The sequence below is a fragment of the Pseudoalteromonas qingdaonensis genome, from assembly GCF_038739665.1.
In the GTDB taxonomy this organism is placed as follows: Bacteria; Pseudomonadota; Gammaproteobacteria; order Enterobacterales; family Alteromonadaceae; genus Pseudoalteromonas; species Pseudoalteromonas qingdaonensis.
On sequence record NZ_JBCGCU010000004.1, the window covers coordinates 47,549 to 60,346 of the forward strand.

General features: G+C 52.6%; 12 protein-coding genes. 10 read left to right on the top strand and 2 right to left on the bottom strand.

Features of this window, described 5'->3' with window-relative positions; translation table 11 throughout:
• Positions 1–143 precede the first annotated feature (143 nt).
• From WCN91_RS05035 to WCN91_RS05080, 10 genes are read left to right on the top strand one after another with little or no spacing between them, the layout of a single operon-like run.
• A complete protein-coding gene (locus tag WCN91_RS05035; protein ID WP_342676885.1) occupies positions 144–830 on the top strand; it encodes a thermostable hemolysin in 687 nt (228 codons plus the stop codon).
• Complete coding sequence (locus WCN91_RS05040; RefSeq protein WP_342676887.1) at positions 827–2,260, top strand: AMP-binding protein; 1,434 nt, start codon at positions 827–829, stop codon at positions 2,258–2,260. The genes WCN91_RS05035 and WCN91_RS05040 overlap by 4 nt, the downstream gene beginning before the upstream one ends.
• Before the next feature lie 6 nt (positions 2,261–2,266).
• Positions 2,267–2,956 carry an iron-containing redox enzyme family protein gene (locus tag WCN91_RS05045; protein ID WP_342676889.1) on the top strand — a complete coding sequence of 230 codons (690 nt, stop codon included), beginning with the start codon at positions 2,267–2,269 and terminating at the stop codon, positions 2,954–2,956.
• Positions 2,953–3,738 carry an SDR family oxidoreductase gene (locus tag WCN91_RS05050; protein WP_342676891.1) on the top strand — a complete coding sequence of 262 codons (786 nt, stop codon included), beginning with the start codon at positions 2,953–2,955 and terminating at the stop codon, positions 3,736–3,738. The genes WCN91_RS05045 and WCN91_RS05050 overlap by 4 nt, the downstream gene beginning before the upstream one ends.
• A 21-nt stretch (positions 3,739–3,759) precedes the next feature.
• The gene (locus WCN91_RS05055) at positions 3,760–4,416 is read left to right on the top strand and encodes a tetratricopeptide repeat protein (protein ID WP_425416013.1); all 657 of its coding nucleotides are present in this window, start codon (positions 3,760–3,762) and stop codon (positions 4,414–4,416) included.
• Positions 4,417–4,443: 27 nt separating this feature from the next.
• Complete coding sequence (locus WCN91_RS05060) at positions 4,444–5,118, top strand: response regulator (RefSeq protein WP_342676894.1); 675 nt, start codon at positions 4,444–4,446, stop codon at positions 5,116–5,118.
• Positions 5,115–6,401, top strand: coding sequence for a sensor histidine kinase (locus WCN91_RS05065; RefSeq protein WP_342676896.1), 1,287 nt, complete (start codon positions 5,115–5,117; stop codon positions 6,399–6,401). Before WCN91_RS05060 ends, WCN91_RS05065 begins: the two co-directional genes overlap by 4 nt.
• The gene (locus WCN91_RS05070) at positions 6,389–6,727 is read left to right on the top strand and encodes a cupredoxin domain-containing protein (RefSeq protein WP_342676898.1); all 339 of its coding nucleotides are present in this window, start codon (positions 6,389–6,391) and stop codon (positions 6,725–6,727) included. Before WCN91_RS05065 ends, WCN91_RS05070 begins: the two co-directional genes overlap by 13 nt.
• The gene (locus WCN91_RS05075; RefSeq protein ID WP_342676900.1) at positions 6,724–7,452 is read left to right on the top strand and encodes a hypothetical protein; all 729 of its coding nucleotides are present in this window, start codon (positions 6,724–6,726) and stop codon (positions 7,450–7,452) included. Before WCN91_RS05070 ends, WCN91_RS05075 begins: the two co-directional genes overlap by 4 nt.
• A complete protein-coding gene (locus WCN91_RS05080) occupies positions 7,440–8,129 on the top strand; it encodes a hypothetical protein (protein ID WP_342676903.1) in 690 nt (229 codons plus the stop codon). Before WCN91_RS05075 ends, WCN91_RS05080 begins: the two co-directional genes overlap by 13 nt.
• Positions 8,130–8,534: 405 nt before the next feature.
• On the opposite strand, the gene WCN91_RS05085 is transcribed toward WCN91_RS05080, so the two are convergent.
• Entirely contained in the window at positions 8,535–11,750 is a 3,216-nt protein-coding gene (locus WCN91_RS05085) for a S41 family peptidase (protein ID WP_342676905.1), read from the bottom strand.
• Between the two features lie 124 nt (positions 11,751–11,874).
• Positions 11,875–12,642: a substrate-binding periplasmic protein gene (locus tag WCN91_RS05090; protein WP_342676907.1), complete on the bottom strand. Its 768-nt coding sequence runs from the start codon at positions 12,640–12,642 to the stop codon at positions 11,875–11,877.
• Positions 12,643–12,798 lie beyond the last annotated feature (156 nt).

Sequence of the window (12,798 nt, forward strand, 5' to 3'; positions counted from 1 at the left end):
AACATAAAGTAAACCGCAAAGATAAACAGACCCTAGCAATGGCGGCCTTTTTTATCTTTGCAGTAAATTTTTTCTTGCCTTAAGACTTTCTTAAGTTTCACTTTCTAAATTTATCCCATCGCCTCATCTTCAGTAGGGTTTTTATGGGATCTTTATCGCTCAGCTACGGCACAATGCAGTCGCAATATCAGTTACCCGAGCCCGCATCTATCGCTCAGGGCTATTTTGTTGCCAACTCACAGCAGCCCATCCATCGTAGTTTGGCGACCCGTATTCAAGCGGGGTTTGCCAAGCATTATGGCGCCGATGTGCAGGAGTTTATGCCGCTGCTGGCCTGTCTTGGTTACTCCGAGCAGCGCTATTGCTGTTTTGGGTTGCGCAGCGCCAGCCAGCCGCTGTTTATTAACCAATATTTAGAACAGCCACTGGCCGAGCACCTGCAGCAATGGCAATGCCTGCCGTCTCAGTGTATCGAGCTAGGTAATTTGGTGTCCACCCACAGTCAGGCAACGCTGGCGCACTTTGTCGTTTTGGCTAAGGCGCTGCAACAAGCCGATAAGCGCAAACTGGTATTTTGTGCCACCGCCCATATTCGTAACCTGCTTACTCGCATCGGTGCACCCTTTGCGGTGCTTGGCGATGCCAAGCCGGAGCGCCTGGCAGATTGCGGGCTGAGTTGGGGCAGCTATTACAAGAATACTCCTCAGGTCTGCGTGGTGGATATTGAGCAGGTTTGTAAGCATGTGGATAGCACCGACACCCTGGCCTTTTTTGCCAAGTCCTATCAGAATGATATCGCTAATCTGGCCCTTGAGGTGGCGCAGTTATGATGGCCGAATTAACCCGCCTTTGGCACGGTCAATTGGTCGATGAGCTAGAGCACATGGATGCACCGCAGTTTTGGCAGCAAGTGGATCGCCTGGCTACGCACCTAAAGGATATGCAGTTAAGCTGTGTGGCGGTGGAGCTTGATAATGGCCTGCTCTGGCTGGTGGTTGATTTTGCCCTGATGCAGGCAGGCATAGTGTCCTTGCCCTTGCCGGCCTTTTTTTCGCCTGAGCAACGCCAGTTTGCCCTGGATAAGGCGCGTCCCGAACTGATTATTGGCGTCGTCGAGCAGGCAAAAAATGCCGCACAAAATGGCATAGAAGTCTGGACTATCGGCAGTGAAAGCATAGCCTTGCAGCCGAGCAATCTGGCGGCGCCCGAACACGCGGTGCCCCAAGGCACGCAAAAAATTACCTTTACCTCGGGCTCTACCGGTCAACCCAAGGGAGTGTGTTTATCCGCGGCGCATATGTTTGATGTCGCTGCGTCCTTGGTCAGTCGTACCAAAGTGAATGCGCCCAAGCATTTATGTTTGCTCCCCTTGCCCGTGCTGCTTGAAAACGTAGCCGGGGTTTATGCGCCCATGTTGGCCTGTGGTGATATTTATGTGCCCTCGCTGGCAAGCTTAGGCTTCGACGGCGCCCGCTTAACTAGCCCGCAAAAGCTATTGGCCACCATTAGCGAGGTAGAGCCCAATACCCTGATTTTGGTGCCGGAATTATTAAAGGTCCTGGTGCAAGCCTGCGCTTCGGGTTGGCAGGCACCCAGCTCCTTAACCTTTATTGCTGTCGGTGGTGCCAAGGTTGCGCCTCAGTTAATCGAACGCGCCCATGATCTGGGCCTGCCCGTGTATCAGGGCTATGGCTTGTCTGAGGCCGGCTCTGTGGTGAGTTTAGCAACGAGCGGCGCCGCCGGTGTGGGCGAGCCATTGGCGCATGTGCGTTATGAAATCCGCGATGATGAAATGATCATCAAGGCCCCGACCTTCCTAGGTTACCTTGGCGAGCCGAACACCCAGTCACAAGGCTTTGCCACCGGCGATCTGGTGCGCATGGAATATGGTGAGTTGCATATTCTTGGCCGTAAAAAGAACCAGCTTATTTTGAGCACCGGGCGCAATATTTCCCCGGAGTGGCCGGAGTCGCTCTTGCTTAGCCAAGGGCCCATATTGCAAGCCGTGGTGGTAGGTGAAGGTCAGGCTTTTTTGAGTGTCCTTATTTATTGTCATGAGGCCGTCGATGACGCCCAGCTAGAGGCGCTTATCGACGCCACCAATGCGCAGCTGCCCGAGTATGCGCAAATCGTTAAAACCTTGCGTTTGAACGCGCCGCTCAGTACTGCTGAGGGCTTGCTCAGTGCCAATCAAAGGCCTAAGCGCCCGGCTATCAATGCGCATTTTTCACAACAAATTTCTCAGTTATATCAGGAGTAGTCCGCTATGTTATTTTTCCAAAAACTGGTCGAGCAAACCGAACAAGAGCGTCAATACCTGTTGTCTGCCGAGGTGATCCAACAGGCCCTCGCGGGCCAGGTCAGTGTGGACCTTTATGTGGCCTTTTTACAACAAGCCTTTCATCACGTTGAACACACGATCCCACTCTTGATGGCCTGTGGCGCCCGTATTAGCAGCGAGCAGGAATGGTTACGCGATGCCATCGCCGAATACATAGAAGAAGAGCTGGGACACCAGGAATGGGTGCTCAATGACATTCAGGCCTGTGGTTTTGATAAAGAGCAGGCCCGTCACAGCGAGCCCAATTTTGCCACCGAAATCATGGTCAGCTATGCCTACGACAGCATAGCGCGTATTTCGCCGCTCAGTTTCTTCGGCATGGTCCATGTGCTTGAAGGCACGTCCATTGCGCTGGCCGATAATGCCGCCGACACCATACGCACTAAGCTGGGGTTGCCAAAAAAAGCCTTTAGCTATCTCACCTCCCATGGTGCCTTGGATATAGAGCATGTGAAGTTCTTCCAGGGATTGATGGACCGTATTACCGACGAGCAGGATCAGCAGATGATAGTGAATGCGGCGAAGCGCTTTTATCGTCTCTATGGCGACATGTTCCGCACCCTGGACGCTAACCATGGCCTGGCGCCTCTGAGCGCCGAGGTGGAAGCGTTATGAGCGCGCCGATTGCGGTATTGACCGGAGCCAGCGGCGGGATCGGCAGTGCCATCGCCAAGCGGCTGGCGGCTCGTAATTATCGGCTTATCTTGCTTGGTCGCGACCTGCCCGCCTTGGAGCAGGTACGCCAGCAGTTGCCAAGCGACGAGGCGTCCTATCATCTGGCCTTACAGGTGGATTTAAGCAAGGACGCCGATATTAGCCGGGTGGTTGATCTACTTGGCGATATTGGCCGCTGTGATTTGCTGGTCAACAACGCCGGGGTGAACACCATGGTGCCCTTTGGATCCCTGAGCAAGTGTGATCTCGATGCGGCGCTGGCGGTCAATGTCCGTGCGCCCATGCTGCTGACACAAGGGTTATTACCCCTGCTGCAACAAAGCGGCGGCACCATAGTGAATATTGGCTCCTCGTTTGGCGCCATAGGTTACCCGTTACAGGCCCAGTACTGTGCCACCAAGTTTGCCTTGCGCGGTTTTAGTGAAGCGCTGGCCAGAGAGCTAAGTGATACTCAGGTGCGGGTTAAATACTTTGCCCCGCGGGCCACGCAAACGGCAATCAACAGCGACAAGGTCACGGCACTCAATAAGGCATTGGGTAACGCCATGGATACGCCGGAGTATGTGGCCGAAGAATTTATGCGTTTACTCGACTCCGACGAGCGCCGCCGCAGTGTCGGGGCCAAAGAGTCCTTCTTTGCAAAAATTAATGCGTTACTGCCCAAGGTGGTGGATAACGCCCTAGCGAAACAACTTGCGACCATTAAACAATTAATGAGGTGAACTATGAAACCCTATTTCGCAATGGCCCTTGTGGCCGCGGCATTATTTCAAAGTGCTTTGGCTCAAAATGCCCTGTCTCAAACCTTATCCAGTGCCGATGAGCAAATGAACCTGCAGCAACTGATGCGCCAGTGGGCCCATGTAAATTATGAGCTCAAGGGCGACGATCAGGAAGATGCCTTCGCTGAGCTTGCAAAAAATGCTCAGGCCTATAGTAAAACGCACCCGGATGAGGCCGAAGGCCATATCTGGTCCGGCATTATTCATTCCAGTTACGCCGGTGCAAAAGGCGGCTTGGGGGCCTTAGGTCTGGCTAAAGAAGCGAAAAAAGACTTTGAAATGGCCATGAGCATCAATGGCCAAGCATTGCAGGGCTCTGCCTACACCAGTTTAGGTACTCTGTATGCGCAGGTGCCGGGCTGGCCAATCGGTTTTGGCGATGATGAAAAGGCTCAGGAGCTGTTTAAAAAGTCCCTGGCTATCAACCCTGATGGCATTGATATTAATTACTTTTATGCTCAGTTCCTCTATGATGAAAGGAAGTATAAACAAGCGGAAGTGCATTTATTGCGTGCCCAGGCAGCGGCGCCACGCGCCGAGCGTCCACTGGCCGATAAATATCGCCAGCAAGAGGTGGCTCAGTTACTGGCTAAGGTGGAGCGCAAGCTAAAACGCTAACTTACATCCTAACAAAGGAGACTGGGATTGCGGTTGTTACTGGTGGAAGACGATGTCATAGTCAATGAAGGCTTGAGCCGCACCCTGGCTCACGAGGGTTATGCGGTGGAATCTGTGACCTGTTTGGCCGAGGCGCGGCCCATGGTGGCGCATGATGATGTGGATCTGGTGATCCTCGATCTCGGTCTGCCCGATGGCGATGGCTTAAGCCTGCTCGCGGATATTAAACGTCGCGCCAAGCCCTTGCCGGTGCTGATCCTCACCGCTCGTGACAGCCTGGATGATAAAATTCAGGGCCTGGACTTAGGCGCCGATGATTACCTGGTCAAGCCCTTTGCCGTGGACGAGCTATTGGCACGTTTGCGGGTGTTGGGGCGGCGTGTCAGCGGGGTGACGTCAAGCCTGTTGCAATGTGGCTCGGTGAAAATGGATCTCGGTGCCCATCAGGTCAGTGTCGATGGCGCCTTGCTCAATCTGCCGCGCAAGGAATACATGCTGTTAAAGGCGTTAATGGAAAACCAAGGCCGAGTGCAGTCCAAGGAGCAGCTGGAGCAAAAGCTGTACCAATGGGGGGAGGAGCTCGGCTCTAACGCCATCGAAGTGCATATTCACCATTTACGCAAAAAGTTGCCGACCAAGATGATCAAAACCCTGCGGGGTATCGGTTATGTGTTGGCCAGCAATGAAGGCGGCGAATCTTGAGCATACGCACCAAGTTGATGATGCTCTTGCTGGCCATGCTGGTGCTGATCCTGTTTTTAGCCCTGGCCCAGGGCTATCAACGCAGTTTGGCCCGTGCCGATGCTTTGTTTGACCAGCATCTCCAGGCCCGCACGCAGTTGCTGTTTGCCGTTGCTCCCGAGGCCCTGCCCAAGCAACAGGCGCAATTTTGGCAGCGTTGGCAAGGCGATACGTTAGTAGGCGGAAGCGAAAGTTTACTCGCAAAGGTGCCGCCCCAGGGCTTGCAAACCATCAATAGCCAAGGGCAACGACTGCGTATCGCTACCTATTGCCAGCAACAGGATTGCGTGGTGCTGGGCGAGCCCATCAGTGAGCGCTTTGCCCTGTCGGAGCAATTGATCATCGCCCTGATGTTACCCATGTTGCTCGGTATTGCTTTATTGGCGGTGTTTATCAGTTTGGCGGTGAAGCGCGCCTTACAACCCCTCACCTTACTCTCTCGCGAGCTTAAAACACGCGCCGCCAATGACTTTTCCATGTTGCGCACCCAAGCCAAGGCCTCGGAAATCAAACCCGTGGTGGACACCCTGAATGCCTTGTTGCGGCGCACCGAGCAGGCCTATTTGCGTGAGCGCTACTTTGCCAGCGATGCCGCCCATGAGCTGCGCACACCGCTGAGCGCGATGAAAATCAACCTGCACAACCTGTTACAGCGTCATAATGATGAAGATGCCAAAGCGCTGAGCCTGAGTGTCGACCGCCTTAATCATCTGGTGGAGCAAATGTTGGCCCTGGGACGGACTTCCTCCCAGCAGTGGCAGGATAAACTGGCTAAACAGTCGCTGGCGCATATTTGCCAGCAGTTAATCGCCGAGCTCTATCCGCAAATAGCGCAGAAAAATCTGGATATCAGCCTGGTCGGCGAGTGTCGCGAGGTTATCGGTGAGCCCTTTACCCTTAATGTGATGTTGAAAAATATTATTAGCAACGCGGTGAAATACACCCCGGCTAATGGCCGTATTGCCATTCACCTGGCCGATAAGGGTGATAATATCGAGCTGCGGGTGGCCGACTCAGGCCCCGGTATCGCCAGCGAGTTACGGGAGCGCATTTTCGATCGTTTCTTTCGCGTTGGCGGCGACTCGCACCCAGCTCATATTCCCGGTGCGGGTTTGGGTTTGGCCATAGTTCAGCATGTGATTGGCCTCTATCAGGGGGAGGTGCAACTCAAGCAAAGTGAATGGGGTGGATTAGAAGTGATCATTACCATGGCGGTACAGCGGGAGACCTTATGCAGCGATTGATATGGATATTGCTGCTGTTGAGTATGCCGACTTTTGCCGAACTCAAAGAGTTTAAGCTGGTACTCAAGGACCACCTTTTCTATCCGGCGCGTATGGAAGTGCCGAGCGGCGAAAAAATTCGCCTTTTGGTGCACAACCTCGACGGCGACCCAGAAGAGTTCGACAGCTTTGATTTAAACCGCGAGAAGGTGCTGTTCCCCGGGCGCATTAACGTTATCTATGTCGGCCCTCTGGCGCCCGGTGAGTACTTCTTTTTTGGCGAATTTGCACCCGACACCGCACGGGGCACCTTGGTAGCTGTGCCTATTGAGGAGCAAAAGCCATGATCAACAGTTTATTGGTCACCATCAATCAATTGCTGCCACCGGCGGTGCTGCTGGTGTTTGCCCTGGTATTGCACGTTAAGCCCCTGGGTGCAAAGCGCTGGCTTATTTTAGCCTTGTGGCTGGTGGTGCCGACATTGAGCTATATCCTCTTGCTTGAGCAGATCAGCCAGTGGTTCGACTACCTGGGCTTTGAATACTCGCAAATGCTGCTTGTGGCCCTATTAGTGCTGGCGGCGCTCAGCGGTTTGGCGCTGCGGCTATGGGCCAGTTTTGTGTTGCTGCTGGCCAGTGCCAGCTGTTTGTATCTGAGTCATTATCTGCCCTGGCTGATGCAGGGCGAAATGGAGCCAGGACGGGTGCTGGGGATCGGTTTGGGCGTCGGTATTGTCGGCAGCTTCGCCATCTTGTTTTATTTTTTCCTGACCTGGCTGGGCGAACACTACGGGCCCTGGGGTGTGAAGGGATTGTTTAGCCTGCATATTGCTGGGGCCATGGTTGGCATGCTGGATATCGCCGCTGGCGCCGGTTTATTTACCATGCCCTCGGCGCTGCTGGATTTGCGCATGGTACTGGATGAACACAGTATTTTCGGTCGCGTGGCCAAGGTGGTCGTGGGGTATGAGGCGACCCCGAGTTCGCTGTCCTTACTGGTGTATATATTGACGCTGTTGGCGCTGCTGGGAGCGGCAAAATGGCAGGGGAGTAGACAAAAATGCGATATTTAACCTGGGCTTTATTGCTGCTAAGTGCCAGCAGTTGGGCTGATGGCATGGTGGTCGATAAGGTCTATCATCCCTATGTCCTGCCCTATGAAAGGGAGCTGGAGTGGCGTCTGGTATCGCGACAAACCGATGAGGGCAATGTGTTGGCGCAACGCTTCGGCATTGGCGGTGCCATCAGTGAAACCCTGAGCCTGGAAGTCTATGGTGTCGGTGAGCGCGATGATAAAGGCGACTTTGGTTTGGCCGCCTATGAAGCTGAGTTGCGCTGGCAAATGGTGGAGCAGGGGCGTTATTGGGCCGACTTTGGCGCCCTATTTGAAATAGAAAAGCAGCACAAAGAAGATAACTATGAGATCACCTCCGGCCTCTTGTTCGAAAAAGAGTTCGGCATCACCAGCCTTACCGTCAATGCCTTCTTGGTGTATGAGTGGGGCAGTGATATTGAATCAGAGTGGGAGACTGAATTTCGGGCGCAATATCGTTACCGTTTGCGCTCGGCGTTTCAACCGGCATTAGAGCTATACAGCGGCGAAGACTTTGTTGGCATTGGCCCAGGCTTTATCGGTTTGCATCGTTACGATGGTCAGCATCAGCTTAAATGGGAAGCGGGCTTTATCAGCGAAGTAGGGCATGGCGGAAAAGACCATAGCTTTCGCCTGGCCTTGGAATTTGAGTTTTAACAGCACTTAGCAGTTGTTATCAGGGCCTGCCTCTCAAAAAGGCAGGCCCTAGGGTCTGTTGACCTTTGTTGTTTGTTTCTGCAGCAGTTTGTAGTGAATTTATACAAGACGGCACATGTGTAGTGTAGTTATTCTACATAAACATGTAACAACACAGTAGAAATGCGCTACAAGCGCTGCCCTACGGGTTCATCTAAACGCATCCTGCTCTGTGTTGCTCGCTATGAACATAGGCGAGCAAGACCGAAGCAATGCTTCGCAGCTTAGCGAGGTGAGCGCATGGATGCGCGATGTAACCAAGCTTCATGGATGAATTATGCCTTATAGGTTAGTGCTAAATTCATCAGAATGCGTTTAGATTGAACATAAAGTAAACCGCAAAGATAAACAGACCCTAGGCTCTACTTAAAACTTACTGGGTGCCGGCGGCACGCTCAGTGGTTGTCTTGGATTGGCCTCAAGTTCCTTGAGTAGCTCCTCAACGGCGCGCTCAATGGAAGGATCCTTACCCTGATAAATAAGCTCGGGACGATCAATCACCTCGATATCCGGCGTTACGCCTTCATTCTCGATGATCCAGTTCCCCTCGTTATCCAGGATGCGGAAGGTCGCCGCAACAACCTGACCGCCATCGACCAGATTCGGGTTGCCGGAAATACCGATTAAACCACCCCAGGTACGAGTACCGATCAGTTTACCTAAACCCGCCTGACGGAAATAGTAAGGCAGGGCATCACCACCGGAGCTGGAATAACCATTGATCAGCATGGCCTTAGGACCATCGTGAGCAAACTGCGGGGTTTTTGTTGGCTCGACACCACGGCGCTTCCAGTAGTTCAGCGGCTTGCGTGCCAGCCAGGTGATCATGTGCTCGGGAATAAAGCCACCGCCATTGTAGCGGTCGTCGATGATCATGGCGTCCTTGGTGGTTTGCGGCATAAAGCTTTTGAACATGGCGCGGTTGCCCTCGTAATGAGTGTTGGGCAAGTGCACATAACCAATACGACCATTGGAAAGCTTGGTCACATAGTCGGCGCGCTCATTCACCCATTTTAGATAACGCAGACCTTGCTCGCTGGCCACCGGCTTGACGCTGACCTTCCAGGCACCTTTTTGGTTTGGTTTGGAGTTTATTAGCAGCTCAACTTGCTCTCCCTGGGTGTTTTCCAGTAATTCATAGAAGTTACTCACCTGGGTGACCGAGCGGCCGTTAACGGCGATAATGAAGTCTCCATCGCTGGCTTTAACGCCTGTGGTGCCAAGGGGGGAGCGGAAGTCTTCATGCCAGTTTTCGCCTTGGAAAATCTGCTCGATTTGCACATAACCCGAGTTGTGGCTCGCCAGTTTGGCGCCCAGCAAACCGTGCATTTTACGCTCCGCCTTAGGCATATCTCCAGATTGCACATAGATGTGACCGGCGTTGATCTCACCGGCAATTTCGCTCAGCACATAGTCAAGATCGGCGCGGTGTGCCACGGCATTGGCCAATGGCTGATATTTAGCCAAGATGGCATCCCAGTCCTGACCATGATGGTTTTCGTCGTAGAACCAATCACGCAGGGTGCGCCAGCCTTCCACATACATTTGCTGCCACTCGATTTGCGGGTCGATTTTCAGCGTCATCTTGGTTAAATCCAGCTTGGCCGCGTTTAAATCCTGATCCGCTTTCGGGGCTATAAGGCTGTAGTCCTTGCCCGCTTGTACCAGCAGGTGTTCACCGTTTCCTGAAAGGGTATAGCGAGCGACACCCTTGGCCACGGTTTTCAGTTCAGCATCGTGCTCTGTGCCAAGCAGCTGTAAATCGCCACCGCTCATGGTTAACACACCGCCTTCGACGCCAGCTAAGGTGTTGTAGTCGCCCGCCGGGGCGTTAAGAGCGGTCACTCGCTGCATAAAGCCACTGCTTTGCAGCTGATTCTTTTTGTCCTTGTCTTTACTCTTATCATCATCGCTAAGGATGGCCGCTTCATCGCTTTGCAGCGCATTTAAAGGGGCTATCTTGTTGTTGACCGCGGCGGCATAAATGCGCGTGGCGCGGTTAAACATATAGTCAAACTCATAACTGCTAAAGGTAAGGTTAAAGTCGCGCTCAGAGGTAAAGTACAGGTACTGGCCGTCCGGTGAGAAACTCGGGTTTTGCTCATTGGTCATCTCGTCGGTTAAACGTGTCACCTTTTGCTCATCGGTATTGTAGTGCCATAGCGAGGCATAGCGGTTTTCATTGTTTTTCACAAAGACGATGTCTTCGCTGTTGGGCGACCAGGTGTACTGTTGAATAGCGTCTTCGTCGTACAGGCCGGTATCTATCTTATGTTGCTTACCTGATTTAGCATCCAGCCACCACAAGGTGTGATTCTTATCGGCAAACAGCAGTTTTGAGCTATCCGGCGACCACACAGGGGTAAAGCGCCAAATGGTGCCGTTGTCGGTGAGTTGTTTCACCGCATTGTTGTTGGCGCGATCTTTTAGGTAAATCTCATATTCGCCGCTTTCATCGCTCATATAGGCAATATAGCGGCCATTGGGCGACCAGCTGGCGTCAATTTCACGCCCGGTTGGCGTGTAAGACAGGTTACGCGTTGGCCCTTGTTTTACCGGCACGCTAAAGAGCTCACCACGGGCGCTGAACAGGGCGCGCTTGCCATCATGAGAGATGGACATGGAGTCGATAAACTCACTAACGTTTTTACTGTAAGGCATGGCGTACTGGCGCACGCCGGCAATATTAATATTGAGCTTGGTGCTTTGCTCGGTAATTGGGTCAAAGCGATAGAGGTAGCCGCCATTTTCATAGACCAGGGCGTTAGGGCCGGCCGATGGCCAGAGCACGTCAAAATCCGCGTGATTGGTGAGCTTTTTCGCCTCGGCTCCCTCGCGGTATTGATACAGATTCAGGGTGTAGTCGCTGTCGGAAACAAAATAGATGTTGTCGCCCACCCAGGTCGGTTGCTGCTCGGTGGCGCGGCTGCTGGTCAATTGCTTGGAGGTGTTGTTCTCTAAGTCATATACCCACACATCCTGAGCACGACCGCCTCGCGAGCGTTTCCAGGTACGAAACTCGCGGTCGATGGGGGTGTACACATACTTACCACCATCGGGAGAGAGCATGCCGCCACCGGTTTCCGGGATAGCCAGTGGCTGCTCTAAGCCACCATCCGCCGGCACCATATAGGGACGGCCCATGCGTTTGCCCCAAGGGGTACGGTTGGCACGAAAGACCACGTTTTTGCCATCGGGCGTCCAATCCAGCACTCGGTAATCATAACCGCCGCGCGGTGGCATGGGGCCAACATCGTTATAGTAAGTCAGTTGCTTTAGCCCGGAGCCATCGCGGTTGATCACATAAATTTGGCGGCTGCCGTTGTACTCGGCGGCAAAGGCGATGCGCTCACCGTCCGGTGAGAATTTAGGGAAGGTCTCAAAGCCAACATGATCGGTCAGGCGTTGGCTGGCACCGGTTGCGGTGTTGGCCACATAGACATCACCGGCGTAGATAAAGGTGACATGTTCGTTGTGAATATCAGGGAAGCGCAACAGGCGCGTGTCTTCGGTTTCATAGGCCGATACCCAGGGCGCTAAAGAGGCTGCCACGGCCAAAGCCAAGGTCGTTATTTTTTTCATGGTTATCCTATCCTTTTGGGGAGATGGTTACATCATAGCAAGAGGGCAGATAACTGCGACCGAGGTGCGACTAAAAGTTTGTTAAAAATTATGTAGATGGTCGCAAAGAAGGCCCGAATAGCTGCTAATCATTAAAGTTTTTCAGCTCATTATAGGGATTGCGCAGCTTTTGCTGATACCAGGGGGTGTCTTCAATGGTGGCGAAGGCTTCTTTAATCTTGGCAACCGTGGTGGCATCCAGATCTTTGTTGGCCGCCAGATAGCCGTAAACACTGAGTTCGTCTATGGTGGTGATAAAGCGCAGATGCGTGGCGGGCAGATTAAATTGCTGCGCCATGGTATCGACATAATTAGGGTCATCTATGATTAAATCTACCTTGCCGGAAAGTAATAGGCGGTAGGAATGCTTGATATCAGTGGTTTGCAGCACGGTAAAGCCGCGTTTAGCAAAAAACAAGGCGCTGATATCATCGCGCTGCGCGGCAATGCGATAGGCGCGGGCATCGTCGAGCTGTTTGATATTTATATGTTTGCTTGAGGACAAGCTAACAAAGCCCAAATGAAAATGGGCCACCTTGCCAAGCCAGTGAAAGAGCGGTTCGCGCTCCGGCGTTTTTGCCATGCTGTAGATAAGCGTATTGGTCTGTTTTTTGGCGAGATGAAAGGCGCGAGCCCAGGGATAGATATTGATATCTGCATCCACCTTTGCCTCGCTAAGCACATGGCGCACTATGTCTGTGCTGCTGCCGCCGATATTGTCATTGATGAGAATCTGATTGGGCGGGCTTATTTCGGTCACCACCTGCACTGTGTTATTTGCACCGCTACTAAAGGAAATAAGGGCACATAGGCAGCATAATAAGAACAAAGGCGTTCGCAGTAAGTGGGTCATGCATTTCTCATCGGGCCAATAATTCCCCTAAGCATAGATAAATGCCATTGATAATGCACACAATTATGAAGAAAACATTCCTTATTTGGGTACTTTAATGGATTTATACCAATTCTGTTAAGTATGTGAGCATGATATTTAGCCCGCTAGAATGAT

Bases quoted from the DNA above. Each gene is read 5' to 3' on its own strand.
- WCN91_RS05035 (WP_342676885.1), top strand. From the start codon at position 144: ATGGGATCTTTATCGCTCAGCTACGGCACAATGCAGTCGCAATATCAG.
- WCN91_RS05040 (WP_342676887.1), top strand. From the start codon at position 827: ATGATGGCCGAATTAACCCGCCTTTGGCACGGTCAATTGGTCGATGAG.
- WCN91_RS05045 (WP_342676889.1), top strand. From the start codon at position 2,267: ATGTTATTTTTCCAAAAACTGGTCGAGCAAACCGAACAAGAGCGTCAA.
- WCN91_RS05050 (WP_342676891.1), top strand. From the start codon at position 2,953: ATGAGCGCGCCGATTGCGGTATTGACCGGAGCCAGCGGCGGGATCGGC.
- WCN91_RS05055 (WP_425416013.1), top strand. From the start codon at position 3,760: ATGGCCCTTGTGGCCGCGGCATTATTTCAAAGTGCTTTGGCTCAAAAT.
- WCN91_RS05070 (WP_342676898.1), top strand. From the start codon at position 6,389: ATGCAGCGATTGATATGGATATTGCTGCTGTTGAGTATGCCGACTTTT.
- WCN91_RS05075 (WP_342676900.1), top strand. From the start codon at position 6,724: ATGATCAACAGTTTATTGGTCACCATCAATCAATTGCTGCCACCGGCG.
- WCN91_RS05080 (WP_342676903.1), top strand. From the start codon at position 7,440: ATGCGATATTTAACCTGGGCTTTATTGCTGCTAAGTGCCAGCAGTTGG.
- WCN91_RS05085 (WP_342676905.1), bottom strand. From the start codon at position 11,750: ATGAAAAAAATAACGACCTTGGCTTTGGCCGTGGCAGCCTCTTTAGCG.
- WCN91_RS05090 (WP_342676907.1), bottom strand. From the start codon at position 12,642: ATGACCCACTTACTGCGAACGCCTTTGTTCTTATTATGCTGCCTATGT.